At 46.8% G+C, this 23401-nt stretch carries 14 protein-coding genes; 11 read left to right on the top strand and 3 right to left on the bottom strand.

Features of this window, described 5'->3' with window-relative positions:
• The first annotated feature begins 17 nt into the window (after positions 1-17).
• The 8 genes from NSB28_RS11950 (at position 18) to feoB (ending at position 11122) form a co-directional block, all read left to right on the top strand.
• Complete coding sequence (locus NSB28_RS11950; RefSeq protein ID WP_109626705.1) at positions 18-734, top strand: hypothetical protein; 717 nt, start codon at positions 18-20, stop codon at positions 732-734.
• The gene (locus NSB28_RS11945; protein WP_243134816.1) at positions 727-1632 is read left to right on the top strand and encodes a hypothetical protein; all 906 of its coding nucleotides are present in this window, start codon (positions 727-729) and stop codon (positions 1630-1632) included. Before NSB28_RS11950 ends, NSB28_RS11945 begins: the two co-directional genes overlap by 8 nt.
• 23 nt (positions 1633-1655) lie before the next feature.
• Positions 1656-2348 carry an ABC transporter ATP-binding protein gene (locus NSB28_RS11940; RefSeq protein WP_109626703.1) on the top strand — a complete coding sequence of 231 codons (693 nt, stop codon included), beginning with the start codon at positions 1656-1658 and terminating at the stop codon, positions 2346-2348.
• Complete coding sequence (locus tag NSB28_RS11935; protein WP_109626701.1) at positions 2317-4563, top strand: hypothetical protein; 2247 nt, start codon at positions 2317-2319, stop codon at positions 4561-4563. Before NSB28_RS11940 ends, NSB28_RS11935 begins: the two co-directional genes overlap by 32 nt.
• A complete protein-coding gene (locus NSB28_RS11930; RefSeq protein ID WP_257497689.1) occupies positions 4544-5437 on the top strand; it encodes a hypothetical protein in 894 nt (297 codons plus the stop codon). Before NSB28_RS11935 ends, NSB28_RS11930 begins: the two co-directional genes overlap by 20 nt.
• Before the next feature lie 117 nt (positions 5438-5554).
• A complete protein-coding gene (locus tag NSB28_RS11925) occupies positions 5555-7834 on the top strand; it encodes an adenosylcobalamin-dependent ribonucleoside-diphosphate reductase (protein WP_109626696.1) in 2280 nt (759 codons plus the stop codon).
• 148 nt (positions 7835-7982) lie between these two features.
• Positions 7983-8612, top strand: coding sequence for an MBL fold metallo-hydrolase (locus NSB28_RS11920; RefSeq protein ID WP_109626694.1), 630 nt, complete (start codon positions 7983-7985; stop codon positions 8610-8612).
• Between the two features lie 176 nt (positions 8613-8788).
• Complete coding sequence (gene feoB / locus NSB28_RS11915; RefSeq protein ID WP_257497688.1) at positions 8789-11122, top strand: ferrous iron transport protein B; 2334 nt, start codon at positions 8789-8791, stop codon at positions 11120-11122.
• Between the two features lie 189 nt (positions 11123-11311).
• Here the strand turns inward: feoB and NSB28_RS11910 are convergent, their stop codons facing one another.
• Positions 11312-13663 carry a heavy metal translocating P-type ATPase gene (locus tag NSB28_RS11910; RefSeq protein WP_330665371.1) on the bottom strand — a complete coding sequence of 784 codons (2352 nt, stop codon included), beginning with the start codon at positions 13661-13663 and terminating at the stop codon, positions 11312-11314.
• A 72-nt stretch (positions 13664-13735) separates the two neighbouring features.
• Here NSB28_RS11910 and NSB28_RS11905 point away from each other — a divergent pair, with 72 nt between their 5' ends.
• Positions 13736-14179: a hypothetical protein gene (locus tag NSB28_RS11905; protein WP_257497725.1), complete on the top strand. Its 444-nt coding sequence runs from the start codon at positions 13736-13738 to the stop codon at positions 14177-14179.
• A gap of 139 nt (positions 14180-14318) precedes the next feature.
• Here the strand turns inward: NSB28_RS11905 and NSB28_RS11900 are convergent, their stop codons facing one another.
• Both NSB28_RS11900 and NSB28_RS11895 read right to left on the bottom strand, forming a co-directional pair.
• Positions 14319-15383, bottom strand: a complete 1065-nt coding sequence (locus NSB28_RS11900; RefSeq protein ID WP_109626690.1) for a hypothetical protein — start codon at positions 15381-15383, stop codon at positions 14319-14321.
• An 88-nt stretch (positions 15384-15471) separates the two neighbouring features.
• Positions 15472-17511, bottom strand: coding sequence for a type 1 glutamine amidotransferase family protein (locus NSB28_RS11895; RefSeq protein ID WP_109626689.1), 2040 nt, complete (start codon positions 17509-17511; stop codon positions 15472-15474).
• Positions 17512-17772: 261 nt separating this feature from the next.
• On the opposite strand from NSB28_RS11895, the gene NSB28_RS11890 reads away from it, so the two are divergent.
• Positions 17773-19572: a hypothetical protein gene (locus tag NSB28_RS11890; RefSeq protein WP_109626688.1), complete on the top strand. Its 1800-nt coding sequence runs from the start codon at positions 17773-17775 to the stop codon at positions 19570-19572.
• A gap of 115 nt (positions 19573-19687) precedes the next feature.
• A complete protein-coding gene (locus NSB28_RS11885; protein ID WP_109626687.1) occupies positions 19688-23158 on the top strand; it encodes a hypothetical protein in 3471 nt (1156 codons plus the stop codon).
• Positions 23159-23401: the final 243 nt, after the last annotated feature.

The following is a 23401-nucleotide window of genomic DNA, read 5'->3' as shown; positions in this document are numbered from 1 at the left end:
CAGTGGAAGGATATGACATGGAAGACATAAAGAGGGCTCTTGGGGGCAGAAATTTCTGGACTGCCATGTTGGCTGCAAGCGCAGTGCTGGCCATGGGGACAAAATTTGTCTGGAGCGGGGAGCTGGAGGCAGACAGCCATTTAAAGATTCTCATGGAAGCAATGAAAAGTGACATAACGGTCTTTATGCTTCCAATTATTGCCGTCCTGCCTTATACTACTGCCTTTGTAGATGAAGTCAGCTCCGGCTTCGGAAAATTCTGCCTGCTCCGCACCAACAGGTTTTCTTATGTGGCGGGAAAGGCTGCCGGGGCCTGGATTGGCGCTGCGGCTGCGCTGACGGGAGGAGCTTTTCTGAACAGTTTTATTTACTGGCTCATTTTCAGTCCTATGGAAGCTGCTGGTGGGGGCGGCATATGGGGAGAATTTGCGGCCCAGGCCATCCGCCTGGGAATGACAGGCGGTTTGCTGGCTCTTTTAGGCACTTGCCTGGCAGTATGGATGATGTCCAATTATATGGCGTATATAGCGCCTTTTGTCATCTACTATTTTTTGATCATGCTGAAGGAGCGGTATTTTGAGGGGATCTACTGCATTTACCCGAAGGAATGGATCGCGCCGGAGCATTACTGGGGTGACGGCAGCATAGGGCTTACACTTTTTTTTATAGCATGGACGCTTTTTTTAGGTATTGTCTGTGTCAGGATGATGTACAGGAGGCTGGAAGATGTATAGGGCAGCAGATGGCGTGCGGCAGATCATGCAGGTAGCCGGATACAATTACAGGCAGTGGAAAAAGAATCCCAGGATTATTATGACATTTGCTCTGTCATTTACAGTATGTTTTCTCCTGAGTGACAAGGCGCTGGATTTTTCCGCCGCATATGCAAAATCAATGCAGGCGGCGGAGCCATTCATATGGACATTTGGAGATGCAGGTTCCATTATGATCATATCAATGCTCCTTATACTTTTGTTTTCTGATATTCCAATGCTGAATGCAGGTGTTCCGTTTTATCTGATGAGGACCACAAAGAGGCGCTGGATACTGGGGCAGATCGCCTATGTGTGCACTGTAACGGCTCTGTACATGTTATTTGTGCTGGCTTCCACGGCTGTCATCTGCGCAAAGAACTGCTTTCCGGGAAATATGTGGAGCGCTACAGGCGCTATTCTGGGATATTCCGGGCTGGGTGAGAATCTTCATCTGCCAATAGCGGTAAAAGTGATGGAATTCATCACACCTTATGAGTGCATGCTGCAGATCATCCTCCTGATGCTTTTATACAGTATCAGCATGGTCCTGGTGATGCTGGTACTGAACCTGAAATGGGGAAAGAGGGCAGGGATCACAGGCGGGATACTCTACAGCCTGTATGGGCTGCTTCTGAGTCCGGACACAGTGGCGGCTCTGCTGAAGATACCCGAGGAACAGATGTTTCGGGCAAATGTCATTCTGGGATGGATATCGCCTCTTAACCATGCCACTTACAAGATGCACAATTTTGGCTATGACAGGCTGCCCACACTGGAACAGTCATATATGGTATTTGGAGGACTGATCTTACTGCTGGGATTACTGGCGCTGTATTTAATAAAAATGTACAATTTTTCTTTTGTCAGTTCAAAATAAAAACGATTCAGCCGGAGGAAAGTATGATAACACTGGAGCATGTGACAAAAAGATTTGGGGAAGACATTGTATTAAAGGATGTCAGCCATACATTTGAAAAAGGCAAGATACATGGCATTGTGGGCAATAATGGTTCGGGGAAGACTGTGATGATGAAATGCATCTGCGGTTTTTTAAGACCGTCCGGCGGCCGTGTACTGGTGGATGGCCGGGAAGTGGGGAAGGATATGGATTTCCCAAAGGATCTGGGGGTGATCATTGAGACTCCGGGTTTTCTGGGAAATCTGACAGGCAGAAAGAATCTGCAGATCCTGGCCTCTCTGAACAGGAAAATAATGGGCAGGGAAATAGATGAAGTATTAAAGAGAGTGGGACTGGATCCCGGACTGAAAAAATCAGTCCAGAAATATTCCCTGGGTATGCGGCAGCGTCTGGGAATTGCCCAGGCCATCATGGAGGATCCGGGGATATTGATCCTGGACGAGCCCTTTAACGGGCTTGACAAGAAGGGGACAGCGGATATCCGGAACCTTTTAAAAGAGCTGAAGGAGAAAAATAAGACGATCATCCTTGCAAGCCACAATGGGCAGGATATAGACGAACTGTGTGATACAGTATGCGAGATGGACGGAGGTGTGCTTCAGACAGTCAGGAGTCTGCATCTGGAAAGCCAGCAGGAGATAGATGAACGAATGGAGAGGACAGGCTGTGAATAATTCGGGGTTAAAAAAGAAAAAATTGTGGATAATGGCTGCGGTTCTCGTGATGATATGTGGACAGACTGTCCTGGCGGCAGGAGAAGGCCAGCCGCAGACCGAAACAGCCGTCACGGAGGCATCAGTTATATCCCAGGAGCCAAGACAGAACCCGGCCGGGGCAGATCAGAGCCAGACGCAGGCGCCGGCAGATCCGGGGAGTAATGGACCCCAGGCGGACCAGATACAGGCAGGAACAGAGCCGGTACAGGGACAGGCCGGGTCGGATCAGACACAGGGAGAACCAGGCCAGCAGCAGGGAAATACTGATCAAAATGAGACACAGGCAGGGAAGGATACCAGTCAGCCGGGAACAGATCAGAACCAGTCAGGCACAGGCCAAACCCAGGCGGGTGCAGAGCAGAACCAGCCGGGAACAGGCCAAACCCAGGCAGGTACAGAGCAGAACCAGCCGGGTACAGGCCAAACCCAGGCAGGGACTGAGCAGAACCAGCCGGGAACAGGTCAGACACAGCCGGGGACGGAGCAGGATCAGCCCGGCACAGATCAGAACCAGTCAGGTACAGGCCAGACACAGCCCGGCACAGATCAAAGTGAAACGGATACAGATAAAAACCAGCAGGACAGTGAGAAGCCGGGAGAGAAGGATAAGGAGGACAAAAAGGAGGAGGGGCCCTTTCTTGAGATCGATAACGGGCGTATTTACAGAGGAATGGACAAAACCTTCAAAGAAGGCTATACCCCCATCCAGGACGGGCAGAAGATACTGCTGGTCGTTCCGTTTCTGGAGAAGACACAGATAAAAGAGAACCAGTTACAGGCCGGTGTCAATCTGGGAAATACAGAGACAGCGCCTTTTATTTTTAAGAATTACAATACTACGGTCAAAAAAGAGAAGTATGATTTCATAGGAAATGTGCAGCTGGATAAGGAGAAAAAGCCGGTAACGGGAAAGGCAGTGGAGGGGGAGGCTTCGTCGTCGGAGGCATATCTGCTGGAACTGACTCTGGAGCTGAAGGAAGATATGCAGGCAGGCTCCTATCCTGTGGAAATAACCATCACAGGACAGACTGAAAGCGGCAGGAAAATTTCCCAGAAGAGGACATTCTACGTGACGGTTAAACCTGCAGCCAGTAAAGAAAAGGAGACTGAGCCGGCAGACGGAGATGATCCGGGTGATCAGCCTCAGGACTTTGGCGGGGGATATGCAGGAGGCGGTGACGGGGGTGCAGGCGGAGGCACAGAAGGCCCCCAGTCTCAGCCTAAAGTTATGCTGGAGGACTATTACATCAGCCAGGTTCCTATGCTTGCCGGAGAAGAGGCTTCGGTAAAAGCCACATTTATAAATACAAACAAGTCAGCATACATACAGAATATTAAAGTTAAGGTGGGAGTTCAGAATAATACACTGAAATTTAACAGAAAAAACTTTTATATTGACAAGGTAGACGCAAGGGGAACTTTTGAGGTCTCATTTACAGCTGAGGTACTTAAGGATACAGTGGAAAACACAGATATGCTCACTTTTACAATTGAGTATGAGGATAAAGAGGCAAAGGCTATAACAGAGACAGAGGATATTCTGCTGCAGCTTAGCCAGCCTATAGAGCTTGAGGCGGAGAGTCTGGATATTCCGTCAAAGGTCTATGCAGCGGAGACAATACCTGTTTCAATGAAGATAATGAATCTCAGCAGAACGAGGATATATAATGTAAGGTACACAATAGAGGCGGAAGGGCTTCTTCCCCTGGAAACTGCATTTGTGGGAAATATGGAAGCAGGGAGTGCGGCAGAAGGCACAGCGAAGATATTTATTGGGACTAAGGATATGAAGGATGCCGCCGGTTCACCGGAAAGGGGCAGTACAAAGAGCGGGGAAGCAGAGACGGAAGAGACAGAGAGCGGTGGAAACGGCGCAGCTGCTTCAGACGGAAGCGGTGAAAAAGAAAAATACGGGCCTACAAGCGGGATGGTCACGCTGAGCTATGAGGACGAGTTCGGAGAGGTATACACAAAGGAAATTCCATTTCAAACAACTATCAACAAGCCGGAAATACTGACGCCGGTAATCCCCAAGGAAGAGCCGGAGACGGCGGGACAGTGGTGGATATCTGTACTTGCGGGTTTCGGGGGAATCGCGCTGGTACTGGGAGTCCTGGGAGTGCGAAGGCTGTTTTTAAGAAAGGCTGATGATTATGCTGGAAAGAACTTCTGAAATAAATATATATAGAAAAGCCTATGAAAGACAGAACTCTGCCCTGCTGGGAGCAGCAGGCATGATATTTTCTGCTGTCTGTATTGTAGTGATCTGTATAACAGGGATACAGGGATCAGCTTATGGACGTTCCAGGGGGCAGATCAAGGCTGACGGCACGAAAACAGTTGTGACGCAGGAGCTTTTAGACTATCTGGGAACCCTGAAAACTGTAAGGTCTGCTGCGCCTGTCATAGAACTTCAGGGAAGTATTGAAATCGAAAACTATATTTATACGGGAACTATAACGGGAATAGATATAAAAAATTATCCGTTTGAATATGCGGCAGCCGGAAGGATGTCCGGGAGCAGTTTTGTCCAGATGGTGTTTGGAAGCCAGGTCCCAAAGGAATTTCAGAAAAAGGACGGGGGAAAAGTAAGTGATGCAGAGCGAGAGACTCTGCTTCAGAAGCTGTCTGAGGGAGAGATGAAACTTCAGATCGGAGAAGCTTACTCAGCTGATGGCAGTACGGGGACAGCCGCCGGGGCAGAAGATGCGCAGAACGTGCAGTCAGCCGTGATGTCTGGCATATTAAGGCAGACAGGGGACAGTCAGGACAACAGAATATATGTGGACATCACACAGATACAGAGATTCTGCCGGATGATGGGTGAGGAAGATACTCCTAAGAGCCTGGTCATTGGGCTTTATCACAAGAAGGATGCAGCTGAAGTGCTGAACACCTTAAACGGAATCGGGTTTAAAGGTGAAAATCCCTACCGCGGCAGGATTGAAGAACAGGGCGAGACAGATAAAAACCTGAGGATATACTTTGGCATGTCGGGGCTGCTTCTGCTGTTTTCGGGGCTGTATTTGAAAAAGGTAGTCTGGTAGTTACTGGTCACGGAGGGAAAAGTAACGTCTGGTAACGATAAAATTCCTCTTGCACGATACTACATGTTGTAATATAATTACTACTGCATGCTAGATATAGAACAAAAGGAGAACATTATGAACGTACAAGAATGGCTGGGTGAAGAGAACCAGTTAGGGATGGATATCTGGACTAATAAATACTGTAATCACGGTGAGGATTTTGAAAGCTGGCTGGGCAGGATCAGCGGCGGAAATGAGGAGATCGCTTCACTCATTAAGGAAAAGAAATTTTTATTCGGTGGAAGAATACTTTCAAACAGAGGTCTGGAAAACGAGGGACGGAAAGTGAGTCTTTCCAACTGCTATGTGATCGCTCCGCCTGAGGATGAGATTGAAAGCATCTTTGAGTGTGCCAAGAAGCTGGCCCGCACTTACAGCTACGGGGGCGGCTGCGGAATTGACATCTCAAAGCTGAGTCCTAAGGGAGCAAGGATCAACAATGCGGCAAAGGAGACAAGCGGCGCCGTTTCCTTCATGGAGCTGTATTCACTTGTGACAGAGCTGATTGGACAGAATGGGCGCAGGGGAGCGCTGATGATATCAATTGACTGCTCACACCCGGATGTGGAAAATTTTATTGAGCTGAAGACAGATCTGGACAAGGTTACAAAAGCGAATATATCTGTGAGGATCAGCGGGGACTTTATGGAAGCCGTAAAAGCGAACAAGCCTTTTAAGCTCCACTATCTGAGAAAAGCCACAGGTGAGCTGATTGAAAAAGCGGTGGATGCAAAGGAACTGTTCAGGCGTATAGCCGAGGTCAACTGGGACTATGCGGAGCCGGGCGCCCTGTTCTGGGACAGGGTGAAGGATTGGAATCTTTTAAGCAATACAAAAGAGTTTTCCTATGCAGGTGTCAATCCATGTGCGGAAGAGCCGCTTCCGGCAGGAGGAAGCTGCCTTCTGGGAAGCATTAACCTGTCAGAATTTGTCTGTGATCCTTTTACAGACCATGCATCCTTTGATTTTGATGGCTTTAAAGCGTGTGTAAAAGCATCTGTGAAAGCGCTTAATGAAGTGCTGGAGGAAGGGCTGCCTCTGCATCCGCTGGAAGAGCAGCGTGAAAGCGTGGCTGACTGGAGGCAGATCGGACTTGGCATCATGGGGCTTGCTGATATGCTGATAAAGATGGGCATCACTTACGGGGAGGATGATGCAGTCAGCCTCTGTGATGAGATAGGATTTGCCATGGCGGATACTGCCATAGCGGCCTCTGCCGTACTGGCAAAGAAGCTGGGGGCATATCCTAAATGCAGTATTGAAGATATCATCAGCACTCCATATTTCCAGGCAAATACTTCTGACGGCACCATCGAGCTTGTGAAGAAATACGGGCTCCGCAATTCTCAGCTGCTGACAATAGCGCCTACGGGAACGCTTTCCACAATGCTGGGGATATCCGGAGGGATCGAGCCTATATTTGCCAACTATTACGAGCGCAAAACAGAGTCGCTGCACGGAAGTGATGTGTACTACAAAGTCTACACGAAGATCGTGGATAAATATATGAAAGACTTTAAAATAAAAGATGACAGGGATCTTCCCGATTATTTTGTGACAGCCATGACACTTGATTATCATGAGAGGATCAATATGCAGTCCGTTTGGCAGCAGCATATAGATGCTTCCATCAGTTCCACTGTAAATGTGCCAAACCGTTTTACAGTGGAAGAGACTGAGAGCCTCTATCTCTATGCCTATGAAAAGGGCCTGAAAGGAATAACTATATTCAGGGATGGCTGCAAGCGTGTAGGCGTGCTGAGCACAGAAGAGGAGAAGAAGGGTGTGACTGCAGGAGACGGACTGGGACGCGGAGAGATCATTCTTGTAAATGATGATGTGGTCGGCAAGAAGAGAAAGCTGATCACAGGCTGCGGAAGCCTCCACTGTATAGCCCTGTTTGACCCCCACACAGGGGCGCTCCTGGAGACTTATCTGAGCAAAGGTTCTACAGGCGGCTGCAATAATTTCATGATTGGGCTGTCGCGTATGATATCCATCAGCGCAAGAGGCGGTATTGATCTCTATACCATCATAGACCAGCTTAATTCTACAGGCTCCTGTCCGTCATATACAGTCCGCAGAGCCACTACAAAGGATACGAGCAAAGGCTCCTGCTGTCCTATGGCGGTGGGGAATGCGCTTCTGGATATGTACAATGAAGTAAAGGCTGAGATCGCACTCAGGGAGAGCAGGGAAGAGGACAAGGATGTGCCTCCGAAGAAGGCGCCAAAGCCCAGGGCTATATCCAGCGTGGGAAAAAAGAAGATACTCTGCCCTGAATGCGGGGAACCTCTCGCTTTTGAAGGCGGCTGCAATGTATGCAAAAGCTGCGGATGGAGCAAATGTTATTAAGACTTAAAAGTCAGGCAACGCAGAAACAAAATAGATAATGTCGAAAAACAATGCGGATTATCGATAAAATTATCAGGTATTTCACAAGTGAAAGTGGACTTCACTACATGGAAGGGATATAATATTCATGTATGGGAGGAGGCTTGTTATGAAAATATCTGTATTAGTTGGGAATAATCCCGTTACAAATGAGTCTGACTGCGGACAAGTCATGTCACTGCATATCCAGACGGAAACACACAATATTTTGTTCGACCTTGGCAAAGACCGCCTTTTTCTGGATAATGCGGTAAAGTTGGGGATAGACATTTCTAAGGTGGATATGGTAGTGATCTCTCACGGCTATTCAGATCACGGCAGAGCGCTGGAATGTCTGTTTGAGGAAAATCATAAAGCGAAGATTTATATACAAAAGGAGACTTTTAGCCCCTATTATACGCAGCTGTTCAATAAACTGAATTATTATTACGGAGCAGAAAACGGCCTGTGTGACTATGACAGGATAACATTTGTGGACAAGTACCAGAAGCTGGATGAATCTGTGGAACTGTTTACAGAACCAGAGGGCAGGCGTCCCACGGCCAGGATGGCGCATACAGTAAATGAGCCCTGGCGCAGGGCGGAGGACTTCATGCATGAGATGAGTATGGTCATCCGGGAGAATGGGAAAACATATTTGTTTACAGGCTCCTGCAGCAAAGGGATATACAGAGAAATTAAAAAAAGCCTGCACGGACATGCAGATTACATAGCGGCCGGAGGGGTGCTGACGGTCTGACAGGTGAGGATGCTGTATAATGCGGCATCCTCATTTTCACGTTTATCCGTACCCTGCATATAGTATTATATCTGTACATAGGCAGTCAGGAGTAAGAACCCGGCCTTCCGCTGTTCCGGGGGAGGGAGCAGGTATAAGTCCGCCTATATGCGGAAAGAAAGTGAGCGGAGGATGTCATGGCAGATATAATGAAGCTGGCAGACTTAGAAAGAGGACAGAGCGCAACAGTCAGAGCGCTGGAATTTACAGATGAAATGCGCAGAAGACTTCAGGATATCGGCATGGTGGAGGGGACACCCGTAGAATGTGTGGGTAAAAGTCCATTCGGGGATCCGGGAGCCTATATGGTGAGAAGAAGCGTGATGGCTCTGCGCAGAGAAGATTCCGAAAAAATCCTGGTGGAACCTGGCGGAAGCAGCAGTCTGACTGTGGCATTGGCAGGAAATCCGAATGTGGGGAAGAGCACAGTTTTTAACCAGCTCACTGGCATGAGGCAGCACACGGGAAATTGGCCCGGAAAAACGGTAGCCAGCGCCAGGGGAAGATGTTCCTTTAAAGGGATAGAGATGGAGCTGGTAGATATTCCGGGCTGCTATTCACTGATGGCCCATTCTGCAGAGGAAGAAGTGGCCCGTGATTTCATATGCTTTGAGGCTCCTGACGCGGCAGTGGTGGTATGTGACGCCACCTGCCTTGAACGGAATATGAATCTGGTGCTTCAGATCATAGAGACAGAAGTCCCGGTCATTGTGTGCGTCAATCTTATGGATGAGGCGGAAAAGAAGAAAATAAGGGTTGATCTGGATAAACTGAGAGATATGCTGGGAGTTCCTGTGGTGGGGACAGCAGCAAGAAGCAAAAAGGGACTGCAGAAGCTGCTGCAGGAAATGGCAGACCTGAAGAATGGACAGCTGCCTGAAGGAAGATTCAGGATAAACTACCCGGATTATATAGAAAAGGCCATAGGGGAACTGGAACCTGCCGTCAGCAAATGCTGCGGTGAAGCCGGCTTTAAAAATGTACGCTGGCTGTGCGCCAGACTGCTTGACCTGGATGAAAGCATGCGCAGGTCCATGAAAGAGTATCTGGGGGAGTCAGCAATGGAACAGATCCTGCAGGATGAAGGCGTACACAAGGCGCTTGCAGAGCTGGGAAGGGTAAGAAAAGAAGCAGATGTAACAGTAATGAAGATGAAGGACGATATTGCGTCTACATTTATCTGGGAGGCCCAGCGTATATGCGCGGAAACTGTAAGCTTTGAGAATAAATCATATGCGGACAGAGACAGGAAGCTCGACAGGCTTTTTACAAGCAAAGGAAGCGGCTTTATCATAATGTTTCTTGTGCTTATGGGAATCTTCTGGCTGACTATAACAGGAGCAAATTATCCATCTGATCTGCTGAGCACATTTTTTTTTGAGATGGAAGGCAGGATATGGAGCCTGCTGGAATTTCTGCATCTGCCCCATATAGTATGTGAGGCGCTGATAGAGGGTGTATACCGGGTGCTGGCCTGGGTTGTATCTGTCATGCTGCCGCCCATGGCTATATTTTTTCCGCTCTTTACGCTTCTGGAAGACTTTGGCTATCTGCCCCGTGTGGCCTTTAATCTGGATAAGTGTTTCCAGAGATGCCATACATGCGGAAAACAGGCGCTTACTATGTGCATGGGATTTGGCTGCAATGCGGTTGGCGTCATGGGCTGCAGGATCATTGACTCCCCAAGGGAGCGGCTGGTAGCCATGATAACAAATAATTTTGTCCCCTGTAATGGGAGGCTGCCTATCCTGATCACAATGATTTCAATCTTCTTTGTGGGGGCCGCCGGCTTCTGGAGTTCATTTTTGTCCGCGGCGCTGCTGGCGCTTTTTATACTTCTGGGCATACTGATGACATTTTTTACATCGCGTATCCTCACAAAGACTGTACTGCGCGGGGAAGCCTCCTCGTTTACCCTGGAGCTTCCTCCTTACAGGAGGCCTCAGACAGGCAAGGTTATAGTGAGGTCTGTATTTGACAGGACTCTGTTTGTGCTGGGAAGGGCTGTTGTTGTGGCTGCTCCGGCAGGCCTGCTGCTCTGGGTACTGGCAAATGTGAGTATCCAGGATGTGACGCTTTTGGCACATCTGTCAGGTTTCCTGGACCCGTTCGGCAGGGCTCTTGGGATGGACGGCGTGATCCTGCTGGCCTTTATCTTGGGATTTCCGGCCAATGAGATCGTCATCCCCATCATTATCATGTCCTACATGGCTCAGGGCAGCCTTGTGGATATCCAGGATATGGGTGTACTGCACCAGCTGTTTGTCCAGAACGGCTGGACCTGGATCACGGCTGTGTCCACAATGCTCTTTGCACTGATGCACTGGCCCTGTTCTACCACCTTTCTGACGATCAGAAAGGAGAGCGGCAAAATGAGATGGACGCTGCTGTCTCTGGCAGTGCCTACAATAGCTGGGATCGTGAGCTGTTTTCTGTTTGCGTCTGTGGCCAGACTTATATGGCGGGTTTAAAATATGTCCTGTGCATCTGCCATCTGCGGTAAGGTTTTTTTACAGCAGTGTATTTACAGTACAGGAGTATACTGAAACAAGATAAAACAAGAGCCGTCCGGCTGAGTATAGCCGGACGGCTCCCTGAGTATTAAGATTACATCTTGAACTAATATACAGGTCCTGTGAGCTGGTTAAAAATCACAGAGTCTATTGCTGCTTTTTGTAGAGTACGCGGATGGAGTTTAATACGCACAGCATTGCAACGCCTGTGTCTGCAAAAACTGCCATCCACATGTTAGCGAAGCCGGCAAGGCCCAGTACCATGACGAGTGCCTTGATTATCAGTGCAAATACTACGTTTTGCATGGCTATACGGCCCGTGAAGCGCGCAATTGAGATGGCTTGCGGGATCGCCTCCACAGATGAGGTCATAAATACTACATCGGCCGCTTCTATTGCTGCATCAGCTCCGCTGCCCATGGCTGCCCCCACATCAGCGCCGGCCAGCACAGGAGCATCGTTGATGCCGTCTCCCACGAACATAACTGAACCATGTCTCTCACGGATCTTCTGCAGTGCATTCACCTTATCTTCGGGAAGGAGCTTTGCATGGACTTCATCGATCCCGGCTTTTTTCGCTATTTCATCAGCGCTGTTCTGGGCATCACCTGTGAGCATAGCCGTAACGATCCCCGATTTTTTAAGAGAAGCGATAGCGGGAACTGCATCCTCCTTCAGAGTATCCGAGATGACCAGATGTCCTATGAATTTGCCGTTTAAAGCAGTGAGGACTTCTGTGCCATACTGTTTATTATTGTAATCTGACAGATCTATCTGGAACATTTCCATCAATTTTCTGTTTCCGCAAAGCACCTCGCCCTGGGGAAGGGATGCCTTGATGCCCTTGCCTGATATTTCCGTCACGTTATCAGGACGTACAATATCTAAGCCCCTGTCTCTGGCTGCATTGACAATACTGCTTCCAATTGGGTGGGTAGATGTCATTTCACAGCTGGCAGAGAGAGCAAGCAGCTCATTCTGGCTTATTTCACCGGCAGGGAGGCAGTTCTGTACAACAAAATTACCCTTTGTGATCGTTCCTGTCTTATCCATGACAACGGCTTTTACATCCTTCAGAACTTCCAGAGAAGCTCCGCCCTTGAAAAGTATGCCTTTTTTCGAACCGGCGCCTATACCGGAGAAGAAGGAGAGCGGTACACTAAGTACAAGAGCACATGGACAGCTGATTACCAGGAAGGTGACAGCAGTATAGATCCAGTGGTTCCAGTCTCCGGTTACAAGTGAAGGTATAATTGCGGTTCCCAGTGCCAGAAGGACTACAAAAGGAGTGTAGATCCTGGCAAATTTCGTGATAAAACGGTCAATCTTTGGTTTGCTTGCAGCAGCATTTTCAACAGAATCCAGGATTCTGGTTACCATGGATTCTTCCAGTATCTTCTCAACACGTATCTTTAAAAGTCCTGAGGTATTTACACAGCCGGATGTCACGTTGTCCCCGAAGCCTGCCTTCACAGGAACAGGTTCTCCTGTTATAGGACTTGTATCGATCCTGCTCTCGCCTTCCAGGATAACGCCGTCCAGAGGAATCCTGTCACCGGGGCGTACCTGGAGAATATCACCGATCTGTGCCTCGCCGGCAGGTATGACACGGACATCCTCCCCGATTACCAGATTGACTGTCTCAGGCCTCATATCCACGGCACTCATGATCTGGTTTCTGCTGCGCTCTACAGCAACAGCTTCGAAGAGTTCACCAATTCTGTAAAACAGCATGACGCCGACAGCTTCGCCGTAATCCTGGATACAGATGGCGGCTATGGTTGCAAGGCTCATGAGAAAGTTTTCATCAAAGATCTGTCCCCTGCGGATATTTTTAAGAGCGGTCCAGACGATCTTCCATCCGAGCACCACATAGGCTGCCAGGAAAATAATCATGGATGCAGTGGGAAAGTACTTCTCAAGAACCTCTCCGGCTATAAAAAGCACAGCTCCCGCGCCTATGCTGATCCCGGATTTTGCATTATCTGACAGCTTCTTTTCAGGCTTTTCGCCAGCGCTTGCTTTTTCCTGGGGAGCGGAAGCGCTGCGGGGTATAAGACGGACGTCCGGCTCCAGGGCTGTACAGATATCCTGAAGCTCGGGCAGCAGCCTTTCAGGACTTCCGCCTGTCACCCTCAGCTGTTTAGTGGCATATGTGAGGGTAACAGAGGCGCGTCCCTGGAGTACTTCATTCATGCGGCGTTCTATCTTAGCGCCGCAGTTAGCACAGTCCAGATTCTCTACTGTGTAGATAATAGTCCTCACAGGACCAGGAGAGCGCCGACGCGGCAATACACGCACATCAGGTTCTATGGAGGCACAGATTTCCTGGAACACAGGCAGCAGGGATTTCTGGTCATCAGCAGCCACCCTCAGCTGTTTGGTAGCATAAGTAATTGTGGCATACTTGACTGCCGGGATATCCCTGATCTTAGTTTCCATTTTGGCGGCACAGTTGGCACATCCCAGATTTTCAAGGATATATACGTGCTTCTCCACACCGTCGTCCGGCATTCTGCAGACGCAGTTAGCCAGACTCTCACCGCAGACATCACAATATTGAGAATGAGGATGACAGCGTTCACACTGGCATCCTTCCGGATGTCCGGGGACGTGATAGCTGCTTATATAAAGCTCATCAGGCTGAGGTTCAGAATTAACAGAAACCTCAGAAGAAGGATGAGAGTGTTCATGGTGATGCTCATGGTGATGTTCGTGGTGATGTTCATGGTGATGCTCATGTCCGCAGGAGCAATCATCACCGTGGCGGTGTTCATGGCTGTGAGCCTCATGATCGTTATGAGAGTGTTCGTGGCCATGCTCATGTCCGCAGGAGCAATTGTCATCGTGGCAGTGTTCATGGCCGGGAGCCTCATGATCGTTATGAGAGTGTTCGTGGCCGTGCTCATGTCCGCAGGAGCAATTGTCATCGTGGCAGTGTTCATGAAGGTGAACTTCTTGTTCATTGTTAGGTTCTTCATGATTGTGTTCATGTCCGCAGCCGCAGGAACATGAATCATGATCTTGATTTTTCATACATTAACCCTCCTGTAATACTTTTGATATGATATATATTATTCAAACATATGAATTATTGTTCATATATAAATATAAACACATTATAAAGCATTTGTCAAGAGAAAGGTAATATAAATTAACTTCTGTCTGTGATATGGAATGCTTTTAAGCCGCTCCTGCGGCTTTTCCCGGCTTCATCCAGAAAAACGGCGCCCTTAAGACACGGAGATGTCAGTATGCCGGAAGGTCTGAAACGGTATTCATAGTTCCATAAGTCCCCGGCGCTTCGCCAGGAGTTGGGACTTTGATAAAAATAAACTCCCTGGGTGTGATGCAGCTGCCCGAATCCATTGTAGCGTGTAGTATAGAGTCTTAAGGACAGCTGGTGCTCTCCGGGCTTGGCATGGACTGTGAGCGAATAGGGAGAGAAAGCGATATTTCCGCAGTCATGACCGTCCAACAGAACTTTCACAAGACCTCCCCGGTATTGGGGAACCCTCACAGTAAAATCTCCCTGCGAAAGGATACGCATATGGTAAGTCAGCTCTCCTGTATAAAAAGGCAGTTCCTGCGGGACTATGTCGCCCCATCCAAGACTGGACACCGGTGAAGTCAGAATCTTTCTGGTGCCGCTGATGCGTACACCAAAGCTGCCGAGCAGATAAAAATATTCAAGATTAGTGCGTTTGCCAACCGGCACCTGGATCTCTAAAATATTTTCACCGGCTGTGAGATACGGCAGTGGAACCGTCTGGATATCTCTGTCTGTGTAATAGCCACTCACTATCCTGGGAACAGCTTTCCCGTTCAGCCAGACTAAAGCCGTATCCGGCTCTTCCAGGGCCAGCTCCAGGCCATGGAGTGCGCTTTCACTTGTAATGCGAAAACGGAGCCTGAGAAAATCAGCCGGAGTTTCCTGTTCCAGAAGATACGACTGCACGACCTCTTTTCTGCGGACAGGGATACCCAGCTGCTGGCGCACATGATTATCAATCCGGAGAAGTTCTTCTTCAGAAAAAAATTCGCCTCCATTAAAAGAATATTCGGCCATGTCCAGAAGCAGCATATTCGGATCGCTGAGCGTGACAGGGACCTTGCCCAGAAGAATATCCCAGTCATTTTCAGGGTCAGAAGGGCATGATACAGAGCCGAGGTGCGGCCTGTCTGGTATCTCTGTAATTGGATGCAGAAGAAGGAGCAAGCTGTCATGGATGTACCACCGCCGCTCAAATACAGTGCTGCTGCCCTGATAATGGACAGGAAATTCCCGGATATCTCCTGTGATAGTGTCATATAAGGCCGCATGATAGCAGCCCTTCAGGGCAAAACGCAGAAGGGGGGGAAGGATCTACGTCAGGTGATTCAGGATTCCGGCCATTACATATAAAAAGCCAGAGATCTCCGTTTTTCTCCCGGCGCAGCTGGTGCAGCAGATTGTTTTCCATGACACCGTCTTCTCTGCGTATATCTATGAAGCGTTCATTTTCCACAGCTGACAAAATGGAGGAATCGAGCAGCCCCGTATGTATTGCAGAACTGTACAGTTCATTTACAGCCTGAGAAGGCATGGCATTCACATAAGCTGGGCAGTCACCCAGAAAAACCAATCTTCCTCCCTCGTTGACAAACTCCTGCAAAAGTACAAGAGTAGTTGAACGCAGGGTGCATACAGGAGGCACAAGGATGGTGTGATAAGCCATATGTCCCACCTGTAAAGGATATCCTCCTTTTTTGCACAGAGCGGGCAGTTCTGCCTCACACAGATAGTCAAAGTCAATGCAGCCAAACAGCAGTGTTTCTGCCAGATGAGAAAATTGCCGGTCCAGCTCCGCTCTCTTTAACGCAGTCTTGTCGTTGGGCCCCCAATAAAGCCAGTAGCTCTCAATGGGATGGATGACAGCTACCCGGACAACGGCTTTCCCGCGGGTAAGGGCGGTATTCAGGCGGGCAAAATGATCCTCTACCATGCGGTATTCTTTCCACCAGGGAGACTGGTATCCGATTGAAGCTGGATAATCGCGTTTAGCTTCCCCCTTCATAGTCATCCAGGCCAGATGGGGAACACGTACAGTGACTCCCAGCGCTGCCTGCCAGTCACCCTGGAGCTTATATCCCCGGAAATCATAATCCCAGCCTGTGACACCGTACAATTCACTGAGCAATCCTTCACCGCCGGTCTGGCGGACAATGGATTGTGCCTGTTTAACTGTAGTATATTCGTGGAAATCACAGAGCATGTCAATGCCTGGTATGCCAAAAGCACGATAACAGCGCATGGCGTCCCCCACAGCCTGGGTCTGGTCGTAGAGGGAGCCTTCCCCCATTACATGGCCTGTGAGCGATATACCGTGATTTCTGCACCAGCCGCCGATCTGCATACAGTAATTTTCCACGAAAAGATCTGTGAGCAGATTTTGAAAGCGCCAGCGGACATGGGAGAGCTGACCGCCCGGGAGTTCCCACAAAAGCTCAGGCAGACTATCCAGAATATCCTCGCCGTATGATTGCTGATATAACCGGGCAAATTCAGCAGTCCACGGAAAAAAGACATCTTTTTTCTCAAGTGAAAATCCCAGGGGCTGCTTTGGAGTAAACTGCGGCTCATCAGTAAAAATGGCAGGTACCGTGTTTCCAAAAAACTCTCCTGCATTTCTGTAGTAGGCCTCGTGTGTAAGGTTTATAAATTCTGAAACAGCATCAGGATTCAGAGTATCTGAATATGAACTGTTATTAAACCAGGGGTCCTCCGAGGTGTGTTCCATATAAGCGTACCAGCGGATGGCACCTTCACTAAGGGGTGTTTCCCCTTTTATGCGGTCAGCCTGTTTTAAAGTGCCGTCTTCATTTAGAACAATATCATACACAGCCAGCAGAATACCATTTTCCTGTCTGATGTTTTCCTGGCCCCGGCCTGGCTCCGGCTGTCCAGAACGAAAAATGGGAGGCTGAGGATAGGGCTCTGTGGTAAAAAGCAGCGATTTTCTTGCATTTTCTGGTTTTCCGGCAGTGACACGCCCCCCGGCAGTTCCGGAGGGCCAGCGGTCTTCGTCGTACAGCCAGGCGAGCATTTGTTCCTCCCTGGCTTTTTCGATACAAAGCCTGATATATGACATGAATTCTTCATTGAGGTAGGGGCTGTCCATGCCTGTACGCACATGCATATGAAAGCCGCCCAGCCCCATTTCCTTGAAGATATGGATCTGGCTTATTAGTTTTTCAGGATCCAGTTTCCCATTCCAGGCCCAAAAAGGGGTGCCTCTGTATTCACTGGTGGGGGTTTGAAACAACTCCTTTTGGAGACTGGCAGTTTGATTGTTTGGATATAGCATAAAGGCCTCTTTCTTTAGTTGGCTTCCGTATACTAATGACGGAAGGTGGGGATGGTGTCAAGTAATTTGTTTACTTTTGATTAATTTTTAGTATAGCTGATGGGATTTGTTTTGTCCATTTACAGTCAGATAAATTCCCACTATATGACAATTTTCGTTATTCACCTCATATAAAATGTCATTCACCATAAACTATTGAATGAAATTTTCGAAATGTTATAATGAAAAATAACAATTTATACAATAAGGAGGAAGTCTATTATGTCGGTAACAGAATCAAACTTATCAGAATATGGGTATCATATGGTGACGGCAATAACACAGGCGGCGTGTAATTCACAGTTAAGGCAGTTTCTTTCTAAAACCACGGTAAAGAATAGTGTTTACTATTTAAATGATGGTAATAATACTTATTTTAAAGTAGATTCAGAGACTAGGGAAGAAGATATTCCTGATTCATTTCCTGCTGAATTCCGGGAACGGGTACGGCAGATAAAAAGCACCGGATCTTCTCTTTTTAAGGAATTTGAAAAATTAAAGCTTTTTGAAATAAAAGAGGGGGATATCACAGATGAGGTAAAAGAGGCCTATTATGATTTATATTTAGGCTATGCATTTCTGATTGAAGATGGAATTCCACAATATATGACCGACAAGATGATAAGTGAGAAAATAAAAAATCCTGACTTTAACCCGGATACCCTTTTTAAAGTGGTCGAGTTCCAGGAAAATGGTGACAGGGTCAATTTTAACCAGTTCTTTAAAAATCTCGTGATTGTGGAGTTATACGAAAACAGGGGCCTTCATTTTAATAAAGTCTGCCAGCCGCAGGATGAATCCTGGAGTTTTAAATTTGATATTCAGATGAACTTTTTTGGAGGCTCATACAGCAATCTTCCGGATGAGATCAAGGAGAGGATCAGACAGATGTCCATGGTACAGGATCCAGATACGCTTTTTGAAATCTCACAGCTTGTTCTTGATATGCAGACTCTGTCCACAGTAGTTGTTCCGGTTATTGAAAACGTATCAAATAAAGCGAGAGAAATTATCCAGACAGATATTATAACGGGATACTTTGACAGACTAGAAAAAGCTGGCGAGACTATTTTCGGACACGTAATAATCCCAAAGCCTTCACCCGTCAATACGAGATATTTATTCACACCAAAGAGGTATACGTTTACTGTTTCAAAAAATACTTTAAACTACATCATTATGTTTGATGACGGAGAATTTCCGGAAATCAGGAAATTTTCATGGAACTGGATGGAACAGTCGGATGTACGCAATGGGGTAATGTGTATCAGCAGCGAAAAATTATTAAAGATAGTGATGGAAGTATTTAGAACAAATGTATTAAGGTATCTTCGTATTAAAATACTTGCTGAACTAAATGTAGGAGTAGCAAAATGTGAGTATTCGGCAAGCTTCCCAATTGATGAAAGTGAGCAAGAACAATTTAGGACATTGGATGATAAGACGTATTATTATAATTATGAGCATAATTCTGATACGGGAAAAAAAAGTTTTTATATACCTCCGTTCCTTGGGGCTGATGCCCAGTTTAAACTTTGTTATAAATTAATGTGTATAGCAAATTTGGGAACATTAGTCGAAAATGGAGTATCGTATCCATCGATTAACTTCAAAACGTGTATCGGATCCGGGGCGGATTTTATCTATGACAGTGGTCATTCGGATGGCATCTATTTTAATAAAACCGTTGATTTCAAAGTAGGTATAAAAATTAAGTCAGACGGAGGGATTGAGTTCCTTACTGACTCCTCAGTAACGGATAATAAACCGGCTGGTATTGATGTGAGCGGCTGGTCAAAATTTTGTACAGTAGGCTCCATTGCTGATGTAGTAGATGACATGAAATCTGAGATGAATAATATCCTGGATAGTTTTAAAGATGATGCAGTCGATAATTTTGCAGCTTCTTACAACACATCAACGCAGTGGGTTATGCCTGGCAACAGGACTTTTACATATACAGGAGAAGGATTTTCAACTGGAAAGGATTTTTACAGTTATGTAAACTATATACAGGAATAATCTTAGAGCCTGAAAGTTAAAAGGTTGCAATTCACAGCCACAGTACTGCCGGGCTGTGAATTGTGCCGATTTGGCATTGAGAAGAGGCTACCTTACACAGAAGGAGGAAATAGAGATGGAAAATATCAGCATATCCACAGAGTTGTTAGACTATTATGTACCAATGTCTGTACTGACGCCGGAGCAGGATATCGAATTTGTTTATTCAGACAGCTTTATGGGGGTTTTCAGTATCGGAGATGACAAAAATATGTATCTCACATATGAATGTACAGAAGAAGCTGTGCGCTGGAAAAGAGTAAAGATATTTGAACAGGTGGATCATTTTCAGGCTGTCCGTGTAGGAACCTCTGACAGCTTTATAATAGCGCTGATTTCCGCAGGAAAGGTCCGTTATGCAGTGACAGAAAAGCCAGAAAGCCTTGATGAGGACGGTTTTTTAGAAATAGATTTCAGCGGAGTGTTGGGAGGAAAGACTCTGATTCCAAACAGAGTGATATTAAATGCCCTGGATGAGACAGTCACGATAGGTATTGAGATGAAGGATGCTTCAGGCAGGATCGAACAATTTACAGCAATGGTAAGCAGCGGAAAGATGGAGAGGCTGGAGTATTTTCCTCTTGCGGCCAACTATTCAGAAGTCAGACAGGCTATTCTGGGGAGAGCGGCAGGTCAGTATGTAGATGGTATGTATACATATGGAACTTATGGAGATACAGATACATTGCTGTACACGCCTGTCATGAACGTTTTTGGCAGCACGCCGCCGGCTCCTGTCAGGTTTCAGGCACCTGACGGAAATGTGGATCGTATATGCACATGTATGTTAGAGAAAAGGGAAGGAACCCATCTTTTTATATGCAGCGCACAAAAGCTTTATTATTATCCATATCGCAGTCAGACAGATGTGATTAAAACGGGGGGAGGAGTACCTGTTCTATTATGTACAGATGAGCTTTTGGAAGAAGTCAGACAGATGATTTCTTATATTGAAGGAAACCGGCTTTATGTCTGGGCGCTAAATGGCAGCGGTGTCCTTAGTTACACGTTTGCGGAATTGGCCGATGGGGAGCCGGGAGAATTTACGGAACCGATTCCTTTCAGAGAAGGGGTCTATGATTTTACAATTCTAAACGACAAAATGTTTCTGTGCACAAAAGATACTTTTATGGAAGGAGAGAAGGACGCTGATACGGGATTGTGGAAGCTGAGTGAAATCCGGATTGACACGGGGCTGGAAGAAGTGGATTCAGTTTTTTCATACTGTACAAAGATCTATATTGAGAAAGGAGCAGGGACGAAAGTTAAGATAGAATTATCCTGTAAGGACCGTGCCGGATTGTATGTGCAGGGGATTTTCCACAGGTTCCATACAATTACAGCTGAGGCTGATTATATGGGATGTGTGAATATAGTCCAACAGGCTGATGATATGAATCCTGTGGAATTTGATGTGACAGCGGGGGACGAGACTGTTCATGTCAATCCTGCGGAGGAGAAGCGGGAGAAGGTCCTGAGCCTGGATACGGCAGAAAAAATCAATACAGCCAAGATAAAGGACATACACGGAGAGGAAACGCTGCTTTTGCCAAACGGGAATCCCCAGAAGATAGAAGCGGCTGCGGCAGGTATAGCAGCCCTGCAGAACTCCAGAAATTCTTTAAACGGACTGCGGGCGTCATCTGCATCGGCTTTTCCAAACGGAGTAACGGTACAGTTTACAGCAGAAGGTGTTATTATAACTCAGTTAGAACATCCCATGCAGATAAATGGCATATTTGATGATATTCTTTACAGTATAGAGGATGTATTCAATCTTATTAAGAAGGGAATCGAAGAACTTGTAAGCTTTACAATTACAATTGTTGGGGAAGTCTGGAAGTTTATTGTGAGAATCGGTGAAGATATTTTTTCTTTTGTTTTGGATACGATAGGGAAAATTGTTGCCTGCGCAGTAAAACTTTTGGAATTTATTGGGATTCCTGTCCACAAGCTGCTGGATTGGTTAAAGGCGTTTTTAGACATTGACGGGGCAGTAAGGATTAAGAATGCATGCAAGAATCTGGTAATGCTGGGTGAAAAGGAAATAGAAAATTCAATCGATGGCTGGAAACAGAAGATGATAGCCGGCCTGGATGATGCGATTGGGAAAGTAGAAGACTGGGCGGGTATCAGCGGAGATTTGCCTGAACCGGGAACAACAGGCATGGAAAAATACAAAATGTTTCAGAATCCGGCTAACATGTATTTATCAGACCTGATTTTTAAAAACGGGGCAGTTTTTTCAGCAGTTTTGCCTGATATAGCCCCTCCGGATGAATTACGGCTTTCAATGAAAAAACTTTCTGACTGCATAGCTGTAACTCCAGGATTTGACAATTTTCAGGATCTCTTTACTGAATTGGCAGAGGAGATAGCTGAAATATCAGGCAGTACAGCAGGAAATCTGCTGGATCTGTTAAAAAAGCTTGTGGGAATCTTTGCGGTCAAAGGCCTTAATATAGCAAAAACGCTTATAGATGCTATTATGGACTTTTTAAAAGATGCCATTGCATATATGGCAAGATTAATTGATACTCCCCTGCATATACCTTTTGTTTCACAGGTATTCGCATTGTTTGGCATTGAAGAGTTTTCAATATTAGATGTTATACTGATGGTGCCGGCTTTTGCAGGAAACCTGATCTATAAATTAGTTTCCGATGCTCCACTGATCGATGAGGATCTTTACAATGCTATTGAGAATGCGGATTCTATTCAAAGTGTTATAAATTATTTACAGGGCGTGGAGAATTTTGAGTACAACAGTTTGGTGTCTGCCGGCCAAGCCTGTTTAGAAGCTTCAGATAAAATACTGCCCAGGGGTAAAACCGGCCGCACAGTGAAAGCAATGAAATGGCTGCTGGGACTTTTCTCGGTGGGAGAGGTAATCGCACAGGCATATTTTTATGGCGCCTATGGCATGGCAGGCAGCACAAACCATAAACAAAATATGGTAAGTTCAGGATGTTCTTTTTGTTTTACTTTAGTTGGTTTTGTATGTTCAATGGTTAGTGGAAATTTATACTCCCCTATGAATGATGAATTCACGGAGACCACAATATATACAGATTTGTGGTATGCGAAAACTTGTTCCATGGCTGCCGGCTCTGCTACCACGTTTGTTTCAGAATGGATGCAAAAAAGTGTAGTAGAAGGGGAGACAGAAGAAGAGACTTCAGGTGACAAGCCAGGAAAGGGTATTACGGCAGCAAAAGTGTTTAAATTGACTTTCAGCGGAATCTCAGCAGCTCTTTGCCTGACAGCGCTGGTGTTTGAAAGTATGGGACTGGATAAGGCCAGGAATTTCAAAGTAAATGGAGATGAACAGCTCACAGACAAAAAGATATATTTGACAGAAGCGGCTGGCTACATACTCGACGATTTGAAAAGCATTACAGATGCAGTGATTACATTTCTGGCCGAATGCGGTGTAGACTTTCAGGGATATTTATGGGGAGGGATCATTATTGGCAGAACCCTGGTTGGGGCAGGGGGAGCAATCGCCCAGTTTGTATCATATGGATTCTTAGAAGATTACGATTAAAGAAAAGAGTGAGCTGAAGGAAGCATGGGAGGTTACTGCTGAGATTCCGTTTTTATCTTGAGTCAGGTAAATTGCTGTTTAGGGGAGTAACAGGACGCTTTGTGCGGGAGGCAGTGAGCCATCAGGAAGGGGAGCAGTGGGGTTCGTTGTTCTGTCCGACCGCTGTGGAGTGAAAATCTAAGGCTCCGTGCCCCGCTCGAACCGCAAAAAGCGGCCGGAAACTCGGTGCGTTTGCCGATGCAA

This window comes from Murimonas intestini (genome assembly GCF_024622195.1).
GTDB classification, from domain to species: domain Bacteria; phylum Bacillota; class Clostridia; order Lachnospirales; family Lachnospiraceae; genus Murimonas; species Murimonas intestini.
The sequence above is the reverse complement of the archived record's forward strand: the minus strand, read 5'-3'. Positions and strand labels throughout refer to the sequence as shown.

Excerpts from the sequence above, each read along its gene's own strand:
- NSB28_RS11950 (WP_109626705.1), top strand. The coding sequence starts at position 18 with ATGGAAGACATAAAGAGGGCTCTTGGGGGCAGAAATTTCTGGACTGCC.
- NSB28_RS11945 (WP_243134816.1), top strand. The coding sequence starts at position 727 with ATGTATAGGGCAGCAGATGGCGTGCGGCAGATCATGCAGGTAGCCGGA.
- NSB28_RS11940 (WP_109626703.1), top strand. The coding sequence starts at position 1,656 with ATGATAACACTGGAGCATGTGACAAAAAGATTTGGGGAAGACATTGTA.
- NSB28_RS11935 (WP_109626701.1), top strand. The coding sequence starts at position 2,317 with ATGAACGAATGGAGAGGACAGGCTGTGAATAATTCGGGGTTAAAAAAG.
- NSB28_RS11930 (WP_257497689.1), top strand. The coding sequence starts at position 4,544 with ATGCTGGAAAGAACTTCTGAAATAAATATATATAGAAAAGCCTATGAA.
- NSB28_RS11925 (WP_109626696.1), top strand. The coding sequence starts at position 5,555 with ATGAACGTACAAGAATGGCTGGGTGAAGAGAACCAGTTAGGGATGGAT.
- NSB28_RS11920 (WP_109626694.1), top strand. The coding sequence starts at position 7,983 with ATGAAAATATCTGTATTAGTTGGGAATAATCCCGTTACAAATGAGTCT.
- feoB (WP_257497688.1), top strand. The coding sequence starts at position 8,789 with ATGGCAGATATAATGAAGCTGGCAGACTTAGAAAGAGGACAGAGCGCA.
- NSB28_RS11905 (WP_257497725.1), top strand. The coding sequence starts at position 13,736 with ATGACAGCGTTCACACTGGCATCCTTCCGGATGTCCGGGGACGTGATA.
- NSB28_RS11895 (WP_109626689.1), bottom strand. The coding sequence starts at position 17,511 with ATGCTATATCCAAACAATCAAACTGCCAGTCTCCAAAAGGAGTTGTTT.
- NSB28_RS11890 (WP_109626688.1), top strand. The coding sequence starts at position 17,773 with ATGTCGGTAACAGAATCAAACTTATCAGAATATGGGTATCATATGGTG.
- NSB28_RS11885 (WP_109626687.1), top strand. The coding sequence starts at position 19,688 with ATGGAAAATATCAGCATATCCACAGAGTTGTTAGACTATTATGTACCA.